Consider the following 22581-nt stretch of genomic DNA (forward strand, 5'->3'; position numbering starts at 1 on the left):
GATAAAAACTTCAAAACAGTTTCATGAGATTCGCCCAGATATGGTGGCATCGAAGCCTCCCCATAACCAATGATCCCATCATATTCAATTTCTGTAAGCACGACTGGCGTCGTTGAACGCGAACTGGTGGATAACGTAAACACATGATTCAGGTTCAATGTATAGGGCTTAAAACGGAGTTTTAGCTTTCCCTTTCCGCCAAACTCCTGGCTTGCACTCACCAGCAATGGAGAGGCCCCTAAAACAAGTGTACTTCCGGCCAGCAAACTGGTCGATTTCAAAAAATCTCTTCTATTGTTCATTATTGGTTGGTTGTATATATAATTCGTGTTGATCGATACGTGTAATTTGTGGACTTCCAATCTCATCCAGAATACGGCGTGCACTAACCAGCGTACGCGATTGAAAATCTGCATAATCTGCAGCAGAAGGAATCATACTGTTGATGCGCACCATTCCTGCCGACTGAATAAATTCCCCGTTTCCCATATAAATGGCCGTATGTGTAACCCGGGGATGAGCAGCCCTACCTTTAGCAGCCGCAAAGAAAAGCAGATCTCCCGCTCGCAGGTTTTTCAAACATTTGGACAGACTAACCGTATCTGCCTCATAGATATCAACGGGCTCACCTATGAGTGCCTGCTGAGATGCATCTCTTGGCAAAATGATGCCATTTAAGAAAAAACTGGTCTTGGTAAAGCCACTGCAATCTACCCCCTTCATGGACGTTCCTCCCCAGAGATAAGGTGTTCCAATCAGGGTTTTAGCAGTAGCCAAAATTTGCTGCGCATCCGGATTAGGTCTGGAAATCCACTGTTTGTATTTTTGCGCAGTTTTTAACGGAATAAAGGCGATACGTCCATCTGGATAGGCCACCTTATAAAACTTCTTTTCTTTGCCCAGCAATTTTAGCAAGTTACCCTTGACCAGGTCAGATACCCGTTCTGATGTCACATCTGCCCGGCTGTAAGCAGAGCCATAATCCTCTGTATAAACCAGTTTATCTGCCCTTCGCCATTGTTCAAAACCCGCCGCATCCATCACAGCCAATGCTTCAGTTTCTACCCAGGCTATATACCTGTCCGGTGATCTGACCAGCGAATACCCTTTTTCCTTTTTCAGAATTTGAACAGGTGTCCCAAGAATCATTTGAGTGACCATCTCCGCATAATGGGCAGGATTTTTCCGGTTGTTGGCCACAGAAAGGCGCACCACACCATATACCTGGCCATCCAGCGCAGGAGAAGGAAGAAGATGCTCAACAACATCCACTTGTACCCCTTCTTTTGCAAACGCAGCTCTTAAGTCTTCTGCTGCCTGTGGCAAAGTAGATTCTACTTCTACCCGGGGTCTCTCCGCTCCTGTAACTTCAAGATTAAAAACATCGGTTCTTTGATCCGGAACTTCTTTTCTTCCTACGTTTTCAGCAATGGTTTTAATTTTCTTAAGCAATAAAGTATCTAAAACCGCAGAAGCGTGCAGATTGATGGTTAGAAAAACAAGCAAAAAGAAAGAAACATAGCTTTTCGGCTGCATATTTTGGTGGTTAGGTTTAGGTTAAGGAACTATTTGCAATAACTAAATGTAATTTTTATTAGCAATAATCGCAAATAACCGCAAAACAAATCTACAAACAACGCACAAAAACGCAAATAAAGCATTAAAGGGGAGAGAAGGAGCTTAACACCAACTTCATATTGGATCGTTAATTTCATTGAAAATTAAACACTCCATTTCTAATACAAAAATTATGAATTACAAATCTCTCGCAGTGATTATGCTCCTTTCCTCGGCATTCATTTACCGGTCAAATGCACAGGAAAAAGTTAAAAAATTTTGTACAATATCCTACGGTGGGAATTATGACCTCTGGCGCAATCCGAGAATAGACTATGGTCAAACTAAAAGATACACGCCTTTAAAGGATTCCGTGTTTATACAAAAACTAAACAAGGTTGAGGCTATAGAGAATTTTGTGCAGGCGCTGAATTATATGACCGGACTAGGTTGGAAATACGAAGGTAATATTCCCTTGGCCGATCCAAGTCGCCCGGAATTTAGAATTTTGTTTAGCCGGGATTTCGATCCTGCTGAATTGACGGAAGGTAAATCATAACATCCCTTTTAAGACCCGGTTTCACCGGATGCTTTTAACATAAAAAAGGCGGAGATTTAAAATCTCCGCCTTTTCTGTTTAAACCGTTATTTCTAAACTAGAAGCTATATCTCAAGCCAAATTGCATTTGGAAACGCGATGCAAAGAAGTCTTTAGAATAAGTACTTGTATTTGCTTTATCAAATGTATAGTTAGGATAAGCGGTTGCAGAACCAGTTCCGGCAACAGCTTTCAGACCTACACTAGCCATAGAGTTGTACGTGTTTGGAGAGAAATACTGAACACCCCAGTTTTTATTCAACAAGTTCGTTAAATTCACAATATCATAAGTAAACGTAAGGGTCTGTTTTTTAGCACCGCTACCTACTACTACGAAATCTTGAGAGAAACGGAAGTCAGCTTGTACATTCCATGGTGTACGAGCACCATTTCTTTCCGTAAACTGACCTCTTCTTGTTTTCAGATATTTATCACCATCAATAAAGGCATCAAAAGCAGCTGCCTGAGTTGCATCTAAAATGAATTTAGATGTTTCGCCTACTTTAGGAATATAAACTAAACTTACGTTTTGTCCTGTTCCGTTGATAGTTGCATTCAGGAAGCCATAAGAATATGGTGATCCAGATTGTCCGCTAAAGAACAAAGAGAAATTAGATACATATTTATTTCTTGAATCCCATGCGTGTCTGAAATTAACGGTAGATACGATACGGTTACGGATGTCAAAGTTGGAATAAGCCAGTCCAGGATTATTTGGATTTAAAGACTGATTCAGCTGCCAGTTAGACTCCATAGAGTTACGGATACCATTGGTGAGATCCTTAGACTGTCCATACGTATAAGCTGCCATTACATCTAAACCAAAAGGGAAAGACTTGCTGATTTGGCCTGTTAAACTGTAACGATATCCCTGATTGGTATTAGAAAGCAAATAAGCATTGGTATACAAAGGATTGATAGCCTGAGTTCCGTTCACCTTTTGATAGATTGGTTGCTGATGGTTTACATCATAAGGATAATATATAGGCGCATCTACAAGGTTAACCATTTGGAATTTTAAATCGTGGATCACTTTCGTATAGATAGCCTCTACTGTGAATTTCCACTGATCATCAGTTTTATAATCAAAAGCTAAACTGGTTCTCCAGGTTTTAGGCATTTTAAAATTATTGTCAATCAGATCGACTTGTGTAGCACCAGCTGCATCATTAACATTTTTACCCTGTTTAGCTACATAACCAGCCTCGCCATTACCGTTCAATGCATCTCTGATTGGGTCGGTACCTGCAACTTGGTACTTGTCATTTTTAGGGTCAGTATTACGGTATGAATATTTCTGGTCATATGCACCGTAAGTCACACCATTGTTGTAATAAGCATAACCTAACCAGGCAAAAGGAACACGTCCGGTGAATAATCCACTACCTCCACGTAAAATCATTTTCTGATCTCCGTTCACATCGTAATTAAATCCGATACGTGGAGACACCTGTACTTGTCCAAAGAAATCATTTTTAATATCTTTCGGTTTAGTGTAAGTATAGGTTGTACCGTAGTTCGGATCTACTGGAGCACCCGTTGTTTTAACACTTAGAGGTTGTTTGTTTGGCATATCAGCCATATCAAAACGCACACCATATGTTAATTTAAAACGATCTGTAACCTGGAATTCATCTTCGCCATATAAACTGAACATATTCATTTTGAACTGCGCAGGAGGATTGGCGATAATGTTATCTCTGGTATTATTTGCATAATTATAATTGGTACGAACACGACTAGGCATGTTGTTCAGGAAATCATCCACGCTTCCATAAGCCACACGACCATTCCATGCATTTACGAAACCATAGGTGATGTTGTATAACTCATTGTGTGTACCAACAGTGAAAGTGTGTTTTCCCTTAGTAAAAGTATAGTTATCTGTAAATTCAAACGTTTTTTGTTTCATATCAAAGATACTCGCTTCACGGTCAGTACCTAAGAATATGGTTCCTCCTTTTGCTCCGGTAATCTCTATTTGAGGTAATGCCGGATTAGAAGTAGGTGTTCTGTAATCATGGATATTAGAGTACCCAATAACTAAACTGTTAGAAGCATTGTTAGATAACCTGCTTTTCAATTCTGCAACAGTAGAACTTTGATTGTTGTTTTGTACAAAATCGATTCCACCAAATCTGAAGTTAGCCTGATCACGCTCTAAATTCGTCGCCTCTGATCTGATCGTGTTGTTACGGATCGTTAATTGATTGTTGTCGTTGATGTTCCAGTCTAAACGGTTGAAGAACTTGTTAGACTTTGCATAAATATTATAGCTGTCTGTATTTTTGAAAGCACCGGCATCTACGCCGTATACATTTTTCATGCGATCAGAAATCTTTTGAGCCTGATCTAAAGTAATTACCTGCATATCTGGCGAACCTGCACCTAAGATCACAGGATCCTGACGGCGGGTCAACTCTTCGTTGGTAAAGAAGAATAATTTGTTTTTGATGATCGGAAGACCTAATCTGAAACCAGCCTGATAATCATGGAATCCAGAAGGTTCTTTAGAGTTATCGCCGATTTTATTTCTACCGATTAAAGAAGCATTACGTCCGTAACCATAAACAGATCCGGATACATCATTAGTACCAGAACGGGTTACTGCGTTTACACTACCGCCGGTAAAGTTACCAATCTTTACATCGTAAGGGGCTAACAATACAGAAACGTCCTGGATCGCATCTAAAGAAACCGGGCTTGTTCTTGTACTGCTTCCTGGCATACCTGAGCTTCCGCTCTGCCCACCCAGTGAAGGACTGAAACCAATCGCATCATTGTTGATGGCACCATCAATTGTTACGTTATTATATCTAAAGTTGGTTCCGACAAAGGAGTTGTCTTTACTTCCCTGAGGAGTTAAACGGGTTACGTCAGTTAAACTGCGGTTTACGGTAGGCAAAGTTTTGATCTGTTCCTCACCAATACGGGTACCTGTACCCATTTTAGTTCCACCTTTTACACCTGTAACCACCACTTCAGACAGTTGCTGACCTTCGTCCAGCAAGGTAAAGTCTAAACGCTGATCTACTCCTAAACTTAGATTGATGTTGTCTTTCTCTTGTTTGGCATAACCAATATAACTTACTGTTACTTTATATGGACCACCCGGATTTAAGTTATTTACGCGGTAAGTACCATCTGCGTTAGTCATTGCACCATATTTAGTACCAGTAGGAACGTGTACGATCAACACACTTACTCCTGGAATTGCGATGCCTTTAGCATCCCGCACTTTTCCGTTTGCACTTGATGTTGTTACCTGGGCGTTTGCACCTATTCCAAAAAGGAGGAGCAATGCCAGTAGAACATAGGAAACATTATTGGTTAGTAGCTTTGTTTTCATTGTCTGCTTTTATTTTTTTTACAAAGCTAAACAGGCAACATGATCTTAATATTAAGCCTGCATTAATGCACGATACAGTTAATATTAAATTAAAAACGAATTAAAAGAAGAAAAAAAACAGCTTTTTAGGTTCGATCAGGGGCTTTTACAAAGTGGAAAAAGTGGTAAACAGCGTTAAATTAGCACTAAGAAAGCATTAATCTAATGTTATTTTTATGTTAACTGGCAGGAATCTGCTTAATATCTAAGCCCTATCTTCTTGCAGATGAAGTGCAACAGCCAAATAGGCCCGATTAACAGGAATTTAACGTCATCGAGAAAAGAGGGCTTTTTTCCTTCAATTTTATGCCCGATAAACTGCCCTATCCAGGCCAGCACGAAAATGACCGCACACACCAGCCATAAAGCAGGCCCTCCATTGGCTTGTGCCTGCTCTATTTTCACAATGCCCATAGACATGATAAATATAAGGATGAGCATCAGGTAAGACATCACCGGGGAAAGTTTATAATAGTAATAGATAGAAAAAGCGATCAGAAAAGAAGCCCAGTTCAGGTACCCGTTATATTTGCCCAGAAAACCCAGGTGAGGAAAAGGAATGGACCAAACCAGGCCGAGCAAACTAAACACGATCAATGGCACACATACCCAGTGAATGATTTCATTGGAGTGATTCTGATGGCTTTCTGCGTACTTATCAAAAAGAACATCAACCTGGCTTTTCTCTTGTGGCTTCATAAACGTAAAATTAAACATTATTAAGGATGGAGCAAAAATAAAAAAGCGGTGGATTGCTCCACCGCTTCCAACTGCTCTGCAGCTTCTATCTTATTTTGCAAAAGCAACTGAACGGGTTTCCCTGATCACAGTTACTTTGATCTGACCTGGGTAGGTCATCTCTGTTTGTATGCGGTTTGAAATATCAGCCGCCAGTAATTCTGCCTGCTGATCCGTTACACGCTCGCTTTCTACAACCACACGCAGCTCACGTCCGGCCTGTATAGCAAATGTTTTTTCGACACCTGGGTAGGATAAAGCCAGTTCTTCCAGTTCTTTTAAACGTTTGATGTAACTTTCTACCACCTCACGTCTTGCACCTGGACGCGCGCCTGAAATGGCATCACAAGCCTGTACAATCGGAGAGATCATGGAAGTCATCTCGATTTCATCGTGGTGGGCACCAATGGCATTGCAAATTTCCGGATGCTCTTTATATTTTTCTGCAAGCTGCATTCCTAGAATAGCGTGAGGCAATTCCGGATTGTCATCAGGCACTTTTCCTATATCATGCAGTAAACCGGCACGTTTGGCCATTTTTGCATTTAAGCCCAGTTCTGCCGCCATAGTCGCACAGAAATTGGCTACCTCACGGGAGTGATGCAATAAATTTTGTCCATAAGAAGAACGGTAACGCATACGTCCAACCATCCTGATCAGTTCAGGGTGCAGACCATGGATACCCAGGTCAATCACGGTACGTTCTCCGATCTCTACGATCTCTTCTTCAATTTGTTTCTTGGTTTTGGCCACCACCTCTTCAATACGTGCAGGGTGGATACGTCCATCAGTAACCAAACGGTGCAAGGCCAAACGGGCAATTTCCCTTCTTACCGGGTCAAAGCCAGAAAGAATAATAGCTTCGGGAGTATCATCTACGATGATCTCAATACCAGTTGCAGCTTCCAGGGCACGGATATTTCTACCCTCACGGCCAATTACACGACCTTTGATCTCATCACTTTCAATATGAAATATAGATACCGTATTTTCAATAGCCGCTTCCACAGCTGTACGCTGAATGGTTTGGATCACTACTTTTTTCGCTTCTTTACCTGCAGTCAGTTTTGCTTCGTCAACGATATCTTTTACCTGGATCATAGCCTGAGAGCGGGCATCTTCCTTCATGTTTTCGATCAGCTGATTTTTAGCTTCATCGGCACTTAATCCGGCAATCGCTTCTAGTTGTTTAACGTGTTGATTTTTCAACACATCAACTTCTTCCTGTTTCTTAACCGCAATATCGGTTTGTTTTTCCAGGTTCTTTTTCTGGTTGTCCAGGTCCTGTTCCTTACGGGTCGCGTTTTCGATCTTCTGGTTTAAGCTCTGCTCTTTTTGCTTCAACGCATTTTCACGCTGGTTGATCTGGTTGTTCTTTGTGTTGACTTCCTGCTCGTGTTCTGCTTTCAGCTGCAGGAATTTCTCCTTGGCTTCCAGTAAACGGTCTCTTTTTAAGATGTCAGCATTGCTCTCCGCATCTTTAAGGATCTTTTTAACTTTTGTCTGAGCTGCGATTTCCTGTTTCTTCAGCAAGCTTCGAAGCAGGTACCGCCCTATTAATATACCGACGGCGATGCCGGCAAGCAGATATCCTATTATTCCAACTATTTCTATTTCCATTTAATTATATATTAAAACATGCCTAAGCTTAGATTTCCTCTGTAAAGGCCGGCTTAAGCACGCTCTATCTTCAAAATTTTTGTAAAAAAAAACCGCAACTAAACTCTTTCTGTTCCATATGTTGTAAACTTCAACGTAAGCATAATTAGGATTTACGTTATTTTCAGGTGCAAATGCAGATGAAATGTACGCTCTCAACCCTATAAATATTGAAGTGTTAAGTTTAAAAAATAATGAAACTCAAGAGTCTAGCTGCGGCTATACCTTTTTGCTAATGTAACTTATATAAAGAACAATCCTATTTGGAGAAAAAATCGTTTAATAAACTATCCAGCTCTTCCACCTTATCGGCAACGGCAGTATCCTGATCCTGGGCCTTATTTTCTACTCTTAACACAGCTGTTGCGTAATGCAATACCGCCATAGAGAGTAAATCCTGCTTGTCCCTTACCGCATAATTTTCCTGATAGTCCTTTATGCGCTCATTAATTATTTTGGCTGCCCGCCTTACAATTTCCTCTTCTTCCGTATTTACCTTTAAGGGATAGATACGGTCAGAGATAGTTATTTTTATCGAGATTTCTCCCATTTCTTAGCTTTGTTTCACTATTCCTTTTGCCTTATTTCTTCAGCAACACAACACACTTATCTATTTCACGCACAAAATCGTTAATTTTTTGCTTTATATCAAGAGTCTTTTCACTAGTTCCCTCAATACTTTTCGCTAATTTCAATACACGGAGCTTTTCTTCCAGGTCTGTGTTCTTATTTTTAGCGGCGTCCAAAGTAGTCTTTATAGATTGATTTTCAAGCTTTAATAACTCATTTTCTTCTTGTAAAGCACCGCACAGCTCGATTAAACGGGCTGTTTTATGTAGTACTGAATTTAATTGTTCTGCAACCGAAGTCATGGTATTAAAATTTATTTTTATCTGAAATTCTACTCAATAAATTATTTTCTGATCTCTGCTTTTGCTGTTTGTGCTAAGTTAGATATAATCTTTTGCATAACCGCATCTATTTGCTTATCGGTTAGAGTCTGCTCTTCGTCTTGCAAAGTAAAATTCAAGGCGTAAGATTTTTTACCTTCAGGCAATTTATCACCTTTATACACATCAAACACCTGCACGTTTTTAAGCAGTTTTTTTTCTGTCTTGAAAGCAATGGCTTTCAAATCATCAAAAGTGACTGCAGTATCCACCAGCATAGAAAGATCTCTTCGTACGGAAGGATACTTTGGAACTTCTTTGTTGATGATCCTGTTCTTTTTAATCATCTCCAGCAATAAGGCCCAGTCAAAATCAGCATAGAACACCTCTTTATCCACATCTCCTTTTTTTCTGTCTGCAGCGGTAGCAGCACCGAAAGTGACAATAGTTTTGTCTCCGCGGAAATAGCGCACCCCATAAGCAAAGTTCTCATCATTCACTTCCTCCGTTTGGTAGGTATTGATCCCCAAACGACCTATAATGGCATCTACTGCAGCTTTCAAGTGATAAAAACTCACCGGATTGGCTTTATGGTTCCATTGCTCCGCCAGACTTGTACCTGAAATCAGGAGCAGCAAACGTGGGCGTTCCACATACTTTTCATTGATCAGGTGGTATGTCTTTCCAAATTCGTAGAATTTCACATCCTGATTTTTACGGTTCTGGTTATAAGCCACACTCTCCAGGGCCGGCATCAGCAAGCTCTGGCGCATTACATTGAGGTCAGAACTCAGTGGATTGAGCAGGTATACAGCTTCATCAATATTTTTAGAGTAGGTACTTTTGGTTAATGAATTACACCAGATTTCCAGAAAGCCGTTTGCGCTCAGCATATCCGCAATAACGTGCTGGGTCAATTCTCTGTCCGGCTTTGATCCGTACGACAAAGAAGCATTGATCTTGGATGGGATGGCAATATTGTCGTAACCGTAAATCCGAAGAACCTCTTCAGTCACATCGCATTCCCTGGTCACGTCTACCTTGTAATTAGGCACAAGTAAAGACAGCTGACCTTCTTTTTCTTCTGCCACAGCAATTCCTAAAGCGGTAATAATAGCTTTAATTTCTGTATCGGGGATAGAAGCCCCAATCAGATTGTTGATATTTTTATAGGAAACCTCTACTTCAAATGGTTTAACCGGGTTCGGATACAGGTCTAAAATACTGGAAGAAATCGTACCACCAGCGATCTCCTGGATCAGTAAGGCTGCTCTTTTCAGTGCATAGACTGTAACCTCAGGATCAGTTCCTCTTTCGTACCGGAACGAAGCATCTGTTTTTAAGTTGTGCCGTTTGGATGTTTTACGCACAGATACAGAGTTAAAATAAGCACTCTCCAGGAATACCTTAGTGGTTTCTGCAGTTACCCCAGAACTTTTACCCCCAAAAACACCTGCGATACACATAGGCGCTGCCGCATTGCAGATCATCAGGTCTTCTGCCGAAAGTTTACGTTCAACGCCGTCAAGTGTAACAAAAGGTTCGCCTTCAGTCGCTTTTTTGACAAAAACTTTTCCTCCAGTAATCTGACCGGCATCAAAAGCATGCAAAGGTTGCCCTAATTCATGCAGCACATAATTGGTGATGTCTACGATATTGTTGATCGGACGAATGCCAATTACTTTCAGTTTATTCTGCAGCCAGTCTGGTGAATCGGCAACGGTTACACCACTGATGCTGACACTGCTGTATCTCGGACAGGCATCTTCATCTTCAACCTGCACTTTAATATCCAGATCTTCATTGTCCGTTTTAAAAGATGAAACATCCGGCATCGTTATCCCGGTACGGAAATAAGCGGCCAGATCACGGGCGACGCCCAGGTGTGAGGCTGCATCTGCGCGGTTGGGTGTTAAGCCAATTTCATACAAATAGTCGTCCTCCATTTTAAAGTATTCTTTTGCAGGAATACCTACCGGGGTATCTTCAGGCAGGACCATGATACCGGCATGAGAACCGCCAAGACCGATTTCATCTTCTGCGCAGATCATGCCTTCAGAAACTTCTCCCCTTATTTTCGATTTGTTGATTTTGAAAGGCTCTCCTTCATTAGGATACACTGTAGTACCTACAGTAGCCACAACAACTTTTTGTCCTTCAGCTACATTGGGCGCCCCGCAAACCACCTGGATGTGTTCTGCGCCTCCTGCATCTACAGTAGTTACTCTTAAACGGTCTGCATTCGGATGCTGTACGCAAGTCAGCACCTTACCGATCACCAAGCCCTCAAGCCCGCCTGCAATAGGCTGTACTTTTTCCAGACTTTCTACTTCCAGACCTATATTGGTCAAAATCAGTGAAAGTTCCTGTGGTGTTTTATCTGTTTGAATGAATTGTTTAAGCCAGTTATAAGAGATCTTCATGTTATATTATCCGTATAAAATGCAAAGATATAAAATCTCAAACCAATCCTTCATCTGCAAAGCTAAAGAATGAGCGGTCTCCAATGATTATATGATCTAAAATAGGGATATCGAGGATTTTTCCTGCTTCCGAAATTCTTCTGGTCAGCCTAAGGTCTTCCGTACTCGGTTTAGTATTTCCTGACGGATGATTATGAGCCAGGATCAGATAACTGGCATTTCTGTCCAGTGCATTTTTAAAAATGATTTTGGTATCTACCACCGTTCCAGACTGGCCTCCCCTGCTAATGAGCACTTTATCCTTTACATGATTGGCTCTGTTTAAGATAAGCATCCAGAATTCCTCGTGAGAAAGATCGGAAAGAATAGGAGACAAAATATCAAAGGCATCTTTTGCCCCGGTAATTTTCAGAATCTCAGCAGGTTGTGTTTCTTTTCTTCTTCGGCCCAGTTCCAGGGCAGCCACAATCGCAACCGCCTTAGCCTCTCCGATTCCCTTAAATTTACAGAGTTCGGCAATAGATGCTTTCCCCAACTGGTCCAGGTCATTTTTGTAAAAAAGAAGCAGGCGCTTACTGAGGTCAACAGCAGTCTCCTCCCGGTTTCCTGAACCAACCAGAATGGCCAGCAATTCTGCATCAGTTAAGTACCTTCTGCCCTGAAGCACCAATTTTTCTCTCGGGCGGTCTTCTTCCGCCCAGTGCTTTATGCCTATTTTTTGTTCGTATACTGTCATAGGAACAAAAAAAACGGGATAAGCAGTGCCTATCCCGTTCTGAATATTGTAAAGCTATATTTATTTTAAGCCATTAACAAATTTAGTCAATTTTGATTTGTTGTTCGCAGCTTTGTTTTTGTGAATAACGTTTTTCTTAGCTAAACGATCTAACATGGAAACTACTTTAGGTAATAATTCCAATCCAGTTTTTTTATCTTCAGCAGCACGAAGTCTTTTGATAAAGGTACGTGTAGTTTTTGCCTGATATCTGTTACGTAGACGTTTAGTTGCGTTTGCTCTTATTCTTTTTAAAGCTGATTTATGATTTGCCATTGTTCTTTAGCCTTTGTTTTCTATTTTTTTCGGACTGCAAATATAGGACTTATGTTTTTAATTGCAAAATCATTACGTAATTATTTTTCATCTGTTTGTTATTTTTTTTCAATGGTGACGAGGCAACATGCCCTTATCAATCAATTTGTTAAGCCGCAACCAAGATCCTGATGGCTTCATTTAAGCATTTACCTTCAGAAGAAACTGGTTCATATGACGAAAACTCTTTATCTTGGGGCTGCATTTAAAATCCTATAATACCTATGAACAGTAATTTTTTTGACGGTCACGACTATTTTATTGATGAAAAAGTAAATCTATTTAAATTTGAAAACGCTTACAAAATTTTTGATGAAAAAGGAGAAAACATTGGCGCGGTAAAACAAATCCTGACCTTTGGACAGAAAGCACTTCGTTTATTAGTAGACAAACGTATGCTCCCCTTTAAATTGAATATTGTCAATAATGACGATGAATTACAGGCGGTCATCTCCAGAGGTTTTACCTTTTTCATGTCCAAGATCATTATCAATGATGCTTATGAAACCCCGATTGCCATCATTAAACAGAAATTTAAATTTTTCAAACCAACTTTTAAGATCGAGCAACCCGATGGAGAGCTGATTGCAGAGATCACAGGAGATTGGAAGGCCTGGAATTTTGTAATTAAAGACAGCAACCAGATTGAAATGGGCTCTATCAGTAAAAAATGGGCTGGCGCACTCAAGGAGATCTTTACCACTGCAGATAAATATAACGTCCATATTGATCCGCTCTACAGCCAGAACAAACATAAGGTAGCTATTCTTTCTGCGGCCATCACCATCGACATGGTACTCAAAGAAAGTTAAGTAGCTAACATATATGATAATATATAAACAAATGAAAGCGATCTGTTCGAATGCTGCTTAAGCTTAGGCGGCCTGAAAAAGGCCGCAAACCTTAAAAGGCATTCTCACAGACGCAATTCATTTGTTTCAGGGCGCCCAGGATTTCACGCCCTTCTCTGCTCCATACCTGGCCTCCCCCCTCTGCAATTTGCTACAGAAAATTTTCGTACACTGCGGAAAGGCCTCAGAGATCTGCAGCTTTTTCAGCCGCCTGATATCGTTAGCCTTGAAGCAGTCGTGCAAAATTTTCCGACACAATTCACCCTCCCTATCCCTTTTAGTAGTCCTTAATTTTAATCTAAACACTTAAAATGCTATTTTTGGTTCAGAAAACACATACACACAGATGAAAAAACGCGTTGCAATATTCGCCTCAGGCTCGGGTTCTAATGCTCAAAAATTGATGGAACACTTCAAGAACAGTCCAGAAGTTGAAATTGCCCTGGTACTCACCAATAACCCAGATGCCTACGTATTACAGCGCGCCGACAATTTTGAAATCCCAAGCCATATTTTTGATAAAAATGAATTCTACAAAACAGATCATATTGTAGAACTGCTTAAAAATCTGGATATAGACCTTATTGTCCTTGCAGGATTCCTATGGCTTATCCCCAAAAGCCTGATTCACGAATATCCGGGAAGAATTGTAAACATCCACCCGGCCATCCTGCCAAAATTTGGAGGAAAAGGCATGTACGGAGATCATGTCCACCTGGCGGTGATGGATGCCAAAGAACCAGAAGGCGGGATTACAATTCATTATGTGAACGAAAATTATGACGAAGGCGAATACATTTATCAGGCTAAATACCGCATTGATAAAGACGACAATCTGGAGATGATTAAATTCAAAGGTCAGCAGCTGGAACACCTTCATTATCCCCGCGTTGTGGAGTCTATTTTAAAAAAGATCAGAAAGTAATTATTTTTATTAAATTCTCTTAAAAAATTATCGCTTAAAAATCCTAATTTTGCGGCTCAAAATTTTTCTCTGATGAGCCATTCAATAAAGATCAAAAACGCTTTAATTTCAGTTTATTACAAAGACGGTTTAGAACCTTTGGTTCGCCTGCTTGCACAACAAGGTGTTCAATTATTCTCCACCGGAGGCACAGAACAGTTTATAAAAGACTTAAATCTGCCTGTTACCGCAGTAGAAGACCTTACAGGTTATCCTTCCATCCTGGGCGGCCGTGTAAAGACTTTACATCCGAAGGTTTTTGGTGGTATCCTGAACAGGAGAAACCTGAATGACGACAAAGCACAGATTGAGCAATACGAGATTCCGGAAATTGATCTGGTTATTGTAGATCTTTATCCTTTTGAAGAAACCGTTAAAGGCGGTGGTTCTGAAACAGACATCATTGAAAAAATTGACATCGGCGGCATTTCTCTCATCAGGGCCGCAGCTAAAAATTTTAATGATGTTGTTATCTTAGCCTCTAAAGACGATTATGCAACCCTTCAGACACAACTGGAAGAGCAAAACGGAGAAACCACTTTAGCACAGCGCAAAGCCTATGCTAAAAAAGCTTTCCACACCTCTTCTCATTACGATACAGCCATCTTCAATTATTTCAATACGGAAGAACCCCTGAATGTATTTAAACAAAGTATTCAAACTGCTCAAACCCTGCGTTACGGAGAAAACCCCCATCAGCAAGGCGTGTTCTACGGTAACCTGGATGAAATGTTCACCAAACTGAATGGTAAAGAACTTTCTTACAACAACCTGGTAGACGTAGATGCAGCTGTAGCATTAATTGATGAATTCCAGGAGCCTACTGTAGCGATCCTGAAACACACCAATGCTTGCGGCCTGGCTTCAAGACCAAACATCTTAAATGCCTGGATCGATGCACTGGCTTGCGATCCAGTCTCTGCTTTTGGTGGTGTACTGATTGCCAACCGCGAAATTGATCTGGCTACAGCTACAGAAATCAACAAGCTGTTCTTCGAAGTACTGATTGCTCCTTCCTATCAGCCTGAAGCCGTAGAATTGTTTAAAGCGAAAAAGAACCGCGTTATTCTGCAAAGAAACGACGTAGAACTTTCCAAAAAACAATTTAAAACACTTTTAAATGGCGTTATTGAGCAGGACAAAGATTTAGTGATCGAAGGTCCTGAACAAATGACTGCTGTAACAGAAAAAACGGCAACAGCACAGGAATTAAAAGACCTGTTCTTCGCCAATAAAATTGTAAAACACACCAAGTCTAACACCATTGTTTTTGTAAAGAACGATTGCCTGATTGCCAGCGGCGTAGGACAAACCTCCAGAGTTGATGCCCTTAAACAGGCTATTGTTAAAGCAAAAGATTTTGGTTTCAGTTTACAAGGTGCTGTAATGGCATCGGACGCCTTCTTCCCATTCCCTGATTGTGTTGAAATTGCCGCTGATGCCGGGATTACAGCGGTTTTACAACCAGGTGGATCCATTAAAGATGCAGACTCCATAAATAAAGCCAACGAGAAAGGTATTGCAATGGTTACTACGGGTGTAAGACATTTTAAACACTAATTTTTTTATCCCCAAATACAATAAAAAGACGTAGTTTTACATTAGTATAATACACAGATTTTTTTTAAATTATAATTATCACCTATAAATGGGTTTATTTAACTGGTTTACGCAAGAGGTTGCTATCGATTTGGGCACCGCTAATACCCTGATTATACATAACGATAAAGTGGTTGTTGATGAACCTTCTATCGTTGCATTTGACAGACAAACAAACAAAATTATAGCTATAGGAAGGCAAGCCATGCAGATGGAAGGTAAAACCCACGATAACATCCGTACGGTGAGACCTTTAAAAGATGGTGTTATTGCTGATTTTAATGCCGCAGAGGCCATGATCAAAGGTATGATCAGAATGCTGAACGGTGGTAAAGGCTGGATGTTCCCTTCGTTAAGAATGGTGATCTGCATTCCTTCAGGTATTACTGAAGTAGAGAAACGTGCCGTGCGTGACTCTGCTGAAATTGCCGGTGCTAAAGAAGTATACCTGATCCATGAGCCTATGGCTGCTGCTGTAGGTATTGGAATCGATGTAGAAGAGCCTATGGGTAACATGATCATTGATATAGGTGGTGGAACAACTGAAATCGCAGTAATCGCGCTTTCGGGTATTGTCTGCGATCAGTCTATCCGCGTTGCCGGAGATAATTTTGACTCTGATATTGTAAATTACATTCGCCGTCAGCACAACATTATGATTGGTGACCGTACAGCAGAAAAGATCAAAATAGAAGTAGGTGCGGCTTTACCTGAATTACAGGATCCACCTGCAGATTTTGCAGTACAGGGAAGGGACCTGATGACAGGTGTGCCAAAACAGATTACGGTTTCTTATACAGAAATTGCACACTGCTTGGACAAATCTATTTCCAAGATTGAAGAGGCGATCCTTAAAGCTCTGGAGATCACTCCTCCTGAACTTTCGGCCGACATTTATCAGACAGGTATTTATCTGACCGGTGGTGGAGCGTTATTACGCGGGCTGGATAAACGTGTTGCAGCAAAAACCAAACTGCCTGTTCACGTTGCTGAAGATCCGTTAAGAGCAGTAGTGCGCGGAACCGGTATCGCACTTAAAAACATCGGTGGATTTAAATTTTTAATGCAATAAAGATTGATGTAATCACATCGTAGAAAAATATGCGTAACCTTTGGATCTTTATAAACAGATATAACGCATTTTTCTTATTTATCATCTTTTTTACCATAGGCATTGTTCTAACTGTTAAGAACAATGCTTACCAGCGAAGTGTAACCCTGAATTCTACAAATGAAGTGGTTGGACAGGCCTATGAGAAACTGAACGTATTCAAGCGGTATATGAACCTGGGGCAGGTAAATGATAGTTTAGCGAATGAAAACGCCAAACTATATAGCCAGCTCCTGAAGATGAAGAATATAGACAGCGCCAAAAACATCACCGTTAAAGATACGACAACACACCAGCAGTATACTTATCTTGCAGCCAGGGTCATCAAGAATTCGATAACGCTTAGAAATAACGTCATCACCATTAATAAAGGAAGCCTGGATGGCATCAAAAAGGACATGGCTGTTATTTCACCTCAAAAGGGTGTGGTTGGCTTTATCCGCGATGTATCCGATCACCTGGCCACTATACAATCTTTATTACACAAGGATACCAAGATCAGTGTAACAACTAAAAAGAATAATGCACTGGGGTCACTGGTTTGGGGAGAGAAAAACTTCAATTATCAGAAAGCCTATATCAAGGATATTCCTAACCATTTTAAGATAAATCTGGGTGATACAATTGTAACTTCAGGTTTCGCTTCCTTTCCTCCCGGTATTCCTGTTGGCCGGGTAAGCAATGCCGGCATTGCGACAGGAGATAATTTTTTAACAATTGAAATCAATCTTTTTAACGATTTTAGTACCTTACAGTATGTTTACGTTATAAAAGATAAATTTGCCGAAGAGCAAAAAGCTTTAGAATCAAAATTACCAAATGAATAGCAGACTAGTCCTGATCAACATATTGAGGTGGTTTATCCTCCTTTTCATTCAGATTCTTCTGTTAAGAAATTTGAGTTTTTATGACCTCGCTACGCCTTTTGTTTACGTTTTGTTCCTGCTGCTGCTGCCCTTTGGCACTCCGAACCTGATCTTATATCTGATTGCCTTTGGTACCGGACTGACCCTGGATGCTTTTTATGATACATTGGGCGTTCATGCCGCAGCATGCGTAGCACTCACCTTTGTGCGCATCACTTTCATCTCGATCAGTGTGAACAGGGACGGTTTTGATGAACCTGAGCCTAGCTTAGGCAATATGGGATTTAAGTGGTTTTCCCTTTATGCCTTACTGTGTATATTTTCTCATCACCTGGTTCTTTTTGTACTGGAATCTTTCAAACCCGCAGAGCTCTCTTACACTCTGCTGCGCTGTTTGATGAGCGGAGCTTTTACCTGGCTGCTGATTATACTTATCGAATTCTTATTCTATAACAGGAGGCAACGCTAATGGATAATCTGTTTAGCCGTAAATACGTATTACAGGGGATTTTCATCGTCCTTGCCCTGGTCCTGATCGGCAAGCTGTTCTATATGCAGGTTGTCAGTGACAAATATTTCCTTTTATCCAATAACAATGTGCTCAGGAAGATCTATACCTTCCCCGCACGTGGAGTCATCTTTGACCGGAAAGGTAAAGTACTGGTACAAAATGAACCGGTATATGATTTGCTGGTGATCCCTAACCAGGTCAAGGAATTTGACACAGTAGAATTCTGTAACCTGATTGGTATTGATATGCCAGGTTTTAGAAAACGGCTTCATAAAGCCACTGTTCAATCCCGATACCAGCCTTCTACTTTTGAAAAGCAATTGTCTGTTCAAACTTATGCAGCCTTGCAGGAAAAACTTTCCCGCTTTCCCGGATTTTTGGTTCAGGGAAGGACAGTGAGACATTATCCTGATAGTGTTGCGGGACAATTCTTCGGTTATGTAAAGGAGGTAACCCAAAAGGATATTGACGACAACGACGGCTATTACCGGCCCGGCGACTATATTGGAAAAGCTGGCGTTGAAAAACAATACAACGATGCACTGCGCGGGGAGCGTGGAGTCATCAATATGTTATATGATGCCAGAAACGTACCTCAGGGCAGTTACCTGGAAGGCAAATTCGATACCCTGGCCAAGTCAGGAGAAAAGGTCGTTTCGTCCCTTGATATTGAAATCCAGAAACTAGGCGAACAGCTCATGACCAATAAGGTAGGCAGTATTGTGGCTATAGAACCTTCAACCGGTGAAGTCCTTGCTTTTGTGAGCAGTCCTGGTTATGATCCCAACCGTATGGTGGGCCGCCAGCAGGGCAACAATTATATGGATATTTTTGGCCAGGCCAACAGACCTTTCCTGGTCAGGCCAATTTCAGGGTATTATTCACCCGGCTCCTCCTTTAAACCTCTGGATGACCTGATCGCCTTGCAGGAGGGTGTAATTACCCCGGATATGACTTTTAATTGCCCGGGCGTTTATTGGGCAGGTAACCATCCGGTAAAATGCGAACACGTGGATGGCAACATCAGCTTAAGAAGGGGCTTGGCCCGTTCCTGTAACGTGTATGCCTGCCATGTATTTCAGAAACTGATGACCCAAAGCCGATTTAAAAGTACGAAACAAGCTTATGATGAATGGCAAGCTAAGGTGAGGAAATTCGGCTTAGGGCAGAAACTGGACATCGACATGCCATTTGAACGTAAAGGAACCTTGTTTACATCAGATCAATATACCAAAAGGTTTGGCAAATATTGGGGTTTTACCACCGTAATCTCTCTGGCCATTGGGCAGGGTGAAATGAATGCCACACCTTTACAAATGGCGAACATTATGGCTATTATTGCCAACAAAGGTTATTATATAAAACCCCACCTGATTAAATCAATTGGTGATAAACATATCATTAAGAAGGATTATGTGCAGAAGAACTATGTAGATGTAGATGCCGCACATTTTGAACCTGTGATTGATGGGATGCAGGATGCAGTGAACAGTGGTTGGGGAACAGCAGCAGCTTCCCGAATACCAAACATTTTGATGTGTGGAAAAACAGGTACGGTACAAAATCCTCATGGCAAGAACCACTCCGTTTTTATCGGTTTTGCCCCAAGGGATAATCCAAAGATCGCCATTGCGGTCATTGTGGAGAACGCAGGTTATGGAAGTGCGTACGCAGCACCGATTGCCAGTTATCTGACAGAGAAATATTTAACGGGCAACATTTCAGCAGGGAGGCTTGCCCAGGTAGAATGGATGAAGAAACAAAGTGCCTTACCTGAATTGCCAAAGCCAAAGATTAAGGTTCTTCCAAAAAACGCCGACTCTGCGGCAAAACAGCCATCAGTTCCGGTTACTGGACTTCAGAATAAAACAGCACTTAATCCTAAAAATACAGCAGCTACACCATGATCAATCAGCAGCAAAGCAACAGGTTTTTTTTTAATGTAGATTGGGTAACCATCCTGATCTATATTGCACTCTGTGCTGTAGGTTTTGTAAATATTTATGCTTCTATATACAATCCTGAAAAAAGCGATTTATTTAATTTCAGTAGTAATTACGGGAAACAGCTCATCTACATTGGGACTGGTTTAATCCTGGGTTTCTCTATCCTGCTGATGGATGCCAAATTCTTCAGCATATTTGCCCCGGTGATCTATGGAATCACCATGTTCCTGCTCCTGGTGGTACTGGTGGTTGGGCGAAATGTTGGTGGTAACCAGGCCTGGATCCCTCTGGGTAGTTTTCGCATACAACCTTCTGAGTTTGCTAAATTTGGAACAGCCCTGATGCTGGCCAGGTACATCAGCTCTTTTAATCCCAAACTGACCAACTTAAAACCTATACTTATTGCTGCTACCATTATTCTCTTGCCGATGGCATTGATTATGCTTCAGCCGGATGCGGGATCTACACTGGTTTTCCTTTCTTTTATGTTCCCTTTATACAGAGAGGGTTTACCGGGTTATTTGCTGGTCATTTTCTGGGGTGCTGTGGTTTTATTTATCCTGAATCTTTACCTGCAGCCTGTTATTCTAATTTCTTCCATCCTGATATTGGGAGGGCTTTTCGTGTATTTCAACAGAAAGAAAATGCAAAGGATGATTATGATTACAGTGATCACCATTTCTGCCATAGGATATTTGTTTGTGGCCAAGATCTTATTTGAAAAGGTACTGCAGCCTCATCAGCGCACACGTATTGAATTGATACTTGGGCTTAAAACGGATCCAAAAGGTGCGGGATATAACGTGAACCAAAGTAAAATTGCCATAGGCTCTGGACAGGTGCTGGGCAGAGGATTTTTACTAGGTACGCAGACCAAATATGGCTATGTACCGGAGCAGAGCACGGATTTTATTTTCTCTACCATTGGCGAAGAATGGGGCTTCGCAGGATGTTTTGTTGTGATTGGTTTGTACGTTTTCTTACTGGTCAGGGTAGTCAATATTGCCGAACGGCAGCGCTCTGTATTTTCCAGGGTATATGGGTACAGCATGGCTTGTATCATCTTTTTCCACGTATTTATAAACATCGGCATGGCCATCGGCTTAATGCCGGTTATTGGAATTCCACTCCCCCTCATTAGCTATGGGGGTTCTTCCCTGTGGAGTTTTACCGTATTGATTTTTATCTTCCTGAAACTGGATTCTAACCGGATGGGCTTTATTTAACCGGGAAACGCCTGTTCAGCAATTCATAAAAACGATCTACTGTAGCCTGCTTCGATTTCCAGTCATTCTTTACCGCGTAGTTATTTTGCAGAAAAGTATCCGCTGTTTTGAAATCAGGCATTTTATTGACCAGATCGATGACTTCTGCATAGGCAAGGTTATATCCATTAAAAAGATCCTTAATATACAGCAATTTATCATTCAGGCTAATCGCCTGCTTCAGATCTGCAACTTCTGCCTTGTTAGGTTCTGATTTCATTCCACCACCCAGCAATTCGTTCAATGTCGGCTTCACCGGCGCATCAGGAATGGTGTTTTGCACCGGCCGCTGGTCTATCTCTGCTATATCTTCTTTAAACAAATCTTGTTGTTGTACACTTTCCTTAACTGGAGATGCTGGAGTCTCCACAATGTTTTGAGCCGGAATTTCTTCGTCCATCTCCTCCCCATGCTCTACCAGAAAAGGTTCCGGACCCAATTCGTCCTCTTCTTCCGGAGTGACAGTCTCTTCTTCTTTCTTCTCTCTGAGTTTTTGCTTTTGAGCAATGATGCGCTGCTCTTCTTCACTTAAAGGTCTGTCAAAAATATCACCAACCTCCTTCTCCTCGAATTCAAACTTATCAGACACCGGGTGCTCACTTAAAATAAACTCAAAAGTTGCAGGATCTTTATCCAGTTTAAAAATCTCTTCATTCAATACCGCTGCTTTAGGAGGTACGATTACAGGCTCTTCTTCCCGGGGCTGATGAACTATAACAGGTTCTTCTTCTTCCTGAGCAGCAACGGGAATTTCTTCTGCTTCCTCTGTTTTTGCCGGAACAGCTAAGGGCTGTTCTGCAATAACTTCCTCTCGTTGTACCCCAGGTTCCGGCTGTGCTTTAGCTGCTGCAGCATGATTTGCCTTTCTCACAATCTGTACATGGTCAGTTAAGAAATTGGCATTAGCCAGAAACAACTCCAACTCTAATTCATTGAGATTTTGAGGGTTTTGAGCTAAAAACTGGTATTGCTCCTGAAGTTCTGAAAGTATCAGTCCGATTTTTTTAAAAAGATCCTCTTGGTTCATCATAGATTAATAACGGTAAAATGGCTGTTTTATGTTGGTAACTTGACACTCAAAAGTACTACAAAATTTCGATATTAGCCGGCTCTAAAGATTCAACA

Annotated in this window: 20 protein-coding genes; 9 read left to right on the forward strand and 11 right to left on the reverse strand. The window is 41.2% G+C overall.

What is annotated here, in order from left to right; all coding sequences use genetic code 11:
- Positions 1-302, reverse strand: a 302-nt coding sequence (locus VNZ46_RS23915) for a twin-arginine translocation signal domain-containing protein (protein ID WP_325563320.1), incomplete at its 3' end; no start/stop codon positions are given.
- Complete coding sequence (locus VNZ46_RS23920) at positions 292-1536, reverse strand: C40 family peptidase (protein ID WP_325563322.1); 1245 nt, start codon at positions 1534-1536, stop codon at positions 292-294. The genes VNZ46_RS23915 and VNZ46_RS23920, both read right to left, overlap by 11 nt.
- Positions 1537-1750: 214 nt before the next feature.
- On the opposite strand from VNZ46_RS23920, the gene VNZ46_RS23925 reads away from it, so the two are divergent.
- Complete coding sequence (locus VNZ46_RS23925) at positions 1751-2116, forward strand: hypothetical protein (RefSeq protein ID WP_325563324.1); 366 nt, start codon at positions 1751-1753, stop codon at positions 2114-2116.
- Positions 2117-2213: 97 nt separating this feature from the next.
- Here VNZ46_RS23925 and VNZ46_RS23930 read toward each other — a convergent pair whose 3' ends face one another.
- The 8 genes from VNZ46_RS23930 to rpsT form a co-directional block, all read right to left on the reverse strand.
- Positions 2214-5504: a TonB-dependent receptor gene (locus VNZ46_RS23930; RefSeq protein ID WP_325563326.1), complete on the reverse strand. Its 3291-nt coding sequence runs from the start codon at positions 5502-5504 to the stop codon at positions 2214-2216.
- Between the two features lie 237 nt (positions 5505-5741).
- Complete coding sequence (locus VNZ46_RS23935; RefSeq protein ID WP_325563328.1) at positions 5742-6242, reverse strand: DUF962 domain-containing protein; 501 nt, start codon at positions 6240-6242, stop codon at positions 5742-5744.
- 90 nt (positions 6243-6332) lie between these two features.
- Positions 6333-7901 (reverse strand): ribonuclease Y, encoded by a 1569-nt coding sequence (gene rny, locus VNZ46_RS23940; RefSeq protein ID WP_325563330.1) that lies wholly within the window; start codon positions 7899-7901, stop codon positions 6333-6335.
- A gap of 298 nt (positions 7902-8199) precedes the next feature.
- Complete coding sequence (locus VNZ46_RS23945; RefSeq protein ID WP_108553161.1) at positions 8200-8490, reverse strand: cell division protein ZapA; 291 nt, start codon at positions 8488-8490, stop codon at positions 8200-8202.
- A gap of 31 nt (positions 8491-8521) precedes the next feature.
- Positions 8522-8812 (reverse strand): hypothetical protein, encoded by a 291-nt coding sequence (locus tag VNZ46_RS23950; protein ID WP_108553160.1) that lies wholly within the window; start codon positions 8810-8812, stop codon positions 8522-8524.
- A gap of 41 nt (positions 8813-8853) precedes the next feature.
- Positions 8854-11253 (reverse strand): phenylalanine--tRNA ligase subunit beta, encoded by a 2400-nt coding sequence (pheT, locus tag VNZ46_RS23955; RefSeq protein WP_325563333.1) that lies wholly within the window; start codon positions 11251-11253, stop codon positions 8854-8856.
- A 37-nt stretch (positions 11254-11290) separates the two neighbouring features.
- On the reverse strand, positions 11291-11989 hold the full coding sequence (gene radC, locus VNZ46_RS23960; protein WP_325563335.1) for a RadC family protein: 699 nt from the start codon (positions 11987-11989) through the stop codon (positions 11291-11293).
- A 60-nt stretch (positions 11990-12049) separates the two neighbouring features.
- Positions 12050-12304: a 30S ribosomal protein S20 gene (gene rpsT / locus VNZ46_RS23965; RefSeq protein WP_110833310.1), complete on the reverse strand. Its 255-nt coding sequence runs from the start codon at positions 12302-12304 to the stop codon at positions 12050-12052.
- A gap of 263 nt (positions 12305-12567) precedes the next feature.
- Between rpsT and VNZ46_RS23970 the strand changes: the two genes are divergently transcribed.
- The 8 genes from VNZ46_RS23970 (at position 12568) to rodA (ending at position 21417) form a co-directional block, all read left to right on the forward strand.
- On the forward strand, positions 12568-13155 hold the full coding sequence (locus tag VNZ46_RS23970; protein WP_133778839.1) for a phospholipid scramblase-related protein: 588 nt from the start codon (positions 12568-12570) through the stop codon (positions 13153-13155).
- Positions 13156-13540: 385 nt separating this feature from the next.
- Positions 13541-14119: a phosphoribosylglycinamide formyltransferase gene (locus VNZ46_RS23975; RefSeq protein WP_325563340.1), complete on the forward strand. Its 579-nt coding sequence runs from the start codon at positions 13541-13543 to the stop codon at positions 14117-14119.
- A 72-nt stretch (positions 14120-14191) separates the two neighbouring features.
- Positions 14192-15718, forward strand: coding sequence for a bifunctional phosphoribosylaminoimidazolecarboxamide formyltransferase/IMP cyclohydrolase (gene purH / locus VNZ46_RS23980; protein ID WP_325563342.1), 1527 nt, complete (start codon positions 14192-14194; stop codon positions 15716-15718).
- Positions 15719-15806: 88 nt separating this feature from the next.
- Positions 15807-16829, forward strand: coding sequence for a rod shape-determining protein (locus VNZ46_RS23985; protein WP_048907325.1), 1023 nt, complete (start codon positions 15807-15809; stop codon positions 16827-16829).
- A 29-nt stretch (positions 16830-16858) separates the two neighbouring features.
- The gene (mreC, locus tag VNZ46_RS23990) at positions 16859-17695 is read left to right on the forward strand and encodes a rod shape-determining protein MreC (RefSeq protein ID WP_325563346.1); all 837 of its coding nucleotides are present in this window, start codon (positions 16859-16861) and stop codon (positions 17693-17695) included.
- Positions 17688-18203, forward strand: coding sequence for a rod shape-determining protein MreD (locus VNZ46_RS23995; protein ID WP_325563348.1), 516 nt, complete (start codon positions 17688-17690; stop codon positions 18201-18203). The genes mreC and VNZ46_RS23995 overlap by 8 nt, the downstream gene beginning before the upstream one ends.
- Positions 18203-20152, forward strand: coding sequence for a penicillin-binding protein 2 (mrdA, locus tag VNZ46_RS24000; protein ID WP_325563350.1), 1950 nt, complete (start codon positions 18203-18205; stop codon positions 20150-20152). Before VNZ46_RS23995 ends, mrdA begins: the two co-directional genes overlap by 1 nt.
- Complete coding sequence (gene rodA / locus VNZ46_RS24005) at positions 20152-21417, forward strand: rod shape-determining protein RodA (RefSeq protein WP_414693528.1); 1266 nt, start codon at positions 20152-20154, stop codon at positions 21415-21417. Before mrdA ends, rodA begins: the two co-directional genes overlap by 1 nt.
- Here the strand turns inward: rodA and VNZ46_RS24010 are convergent.
- Positions 21410-22486: a hypothetical protein gene (locus VNZ46_RS24010; protein WP_325563354.1), complete on the reverse strand. Its 1077-nt coding sequence runs from the start codon at positions 22484-22486 to the stop codon at positions 21410-21412. The genes rodA and VNZ46_RS24010 overlap by 8 nt on opposite strands.
- Between the last annotated feature and the right edge of the window lie 95 nt (positions 22487-22581).

The sequence above is a fragment of the Pedobacter sp. genome, assembly GCF_035566355.1.
Lineage (GTDB): Bacteria > Bacteroidota > Bacteroidia > Sphingobacteriales > Sphingobacteriaceae > Pedobacter.

Excerpts from the sequence above, each read along its gene's own strand:
- VNZ46_RS23920 (WP_325563322.1), bottom strand. The coding sequence starts at position 1,536 with ATGCAGCCGAAAAGCTATGTTTCTTTCTTTTTGCTTGTTTTTCTAACC.
- VNZ46_RS23970 (WP_133778839.1), top strand. The coding sequence starts at position 12,568 with ATGAACAGTAATTTTTTTGACGGTCACGACTATTTTATTGATGAAAAA.
- VNZ46_RS23935 (WP_325563328.1), bottom strand. The coding sequence starts at position 6,242 with ATGAAGCCACAAGAGAAAAGCCAGGTTGATGTTCTTTTTGATAAGTAC.
- radC (WP_325563335.1), bottom strand. The coding sequence starts at position 11,989 with ATGACAGTATACGAACAAAAAATAGGCATAAAGCACTGGGCGGAAGAA.
- VNZ46_RS23985 (WP_048907325.1), top strand. The coding sequence starts at position 15,807 with ATGGGTTTATTTAACTGGTTTACGCAAGAGGTTGCTATCGATTTGGGC.
- rpsT (WP_110833310.1), bottom strand. The coding sequence starts at position 12,304 with ATGGCAAATCATAAATCAGCTTTAAAAAGAATAAGAGCAAACGCAACT.
- VNZ46_RS23950 (WP_108553160.1), bottom strand. The coding sequence starts at position 8,812 with ATGACTTCGGTTGCAGAACAATTAAATTCAGTACTACATAAAACAGCC.
- mrdA (WP_325563350.1), top strand. The coding sequence starts at position 18,203 with ATGGATAATCTGTTTAGCCGTAAATACGTATTACAGGGGATTTTCATC.
- VNZ46_RS23945 (WP_108553161.1), bottom strand. The coding sequence starts at position 8,490 with ATGGGAGAAATCTCGATAAAAATAACTATCTCTGACCGTATCTATCCC.
- purH (WP_325563342.1), top strand. The coding sequence starts at position 14,192 with ATGAGCCATTCAATAAAGATCAAAAACGCTTTAATTTCAGTTTATTAC.
- VNZ46_RS23995 (WP_325563348.1), top strand. The coding sequence starts at position 17,688 with ATGAATAGCAGACTAGTCCTGATCAACATATTGAGGTGGTTTATCCTC.
- pheT (WP_325563333.1), bottom strand. The coding sequence starts at position 11,253 with ATGAAGATCTCTTATAACTGGCTTAAACAATTCATTCAAACAGATAAA.
- rny (WP_325563330.1), bottom strand. The coding sequence starts at position 7,901 with ATGGAAATAGAAATAGTTGGAATAATAGGATATCTGCTTGCCGGCATC.
- VNZ46_RS23930 (WP_325563326.1), bottom strand. The coding sequence starts at position 5,504 with ATGAAAACAAAGCTACTAACCAATAATGTTTCCTATGTTCTACTGGCA.
- mreC (WP_325563346.1), top strand. The coding sequence starts at position 16,859 with ATGCGTAACCTTTGGATCTTTATAAACAGATATAACGCATTTTTCTTA.
- VNZ46_RS23975 (WP_325563340.1), top strand. The coding sequence starts at position 13,541 with ATGAAAAAACGCGTTGCAATATTCGCCTCAGGCTCGGGTTCTAATGCT.
- VNZ46_RS24010 (WP_325563354.1), bottom strand. The coding sequence starts at position 22,486 with ATGATGAACCAAGAGGATCTTTTTAAAAAAATCGGACTGATACTTTCA.
- VNZ46_RS23925 (WP_325563324.1), top strand. The coding sequence starts at position 1,751 with ATGAATTACAAATCTCTCGCAGTGATTATGCTCCTTTCCTCGGCATTC.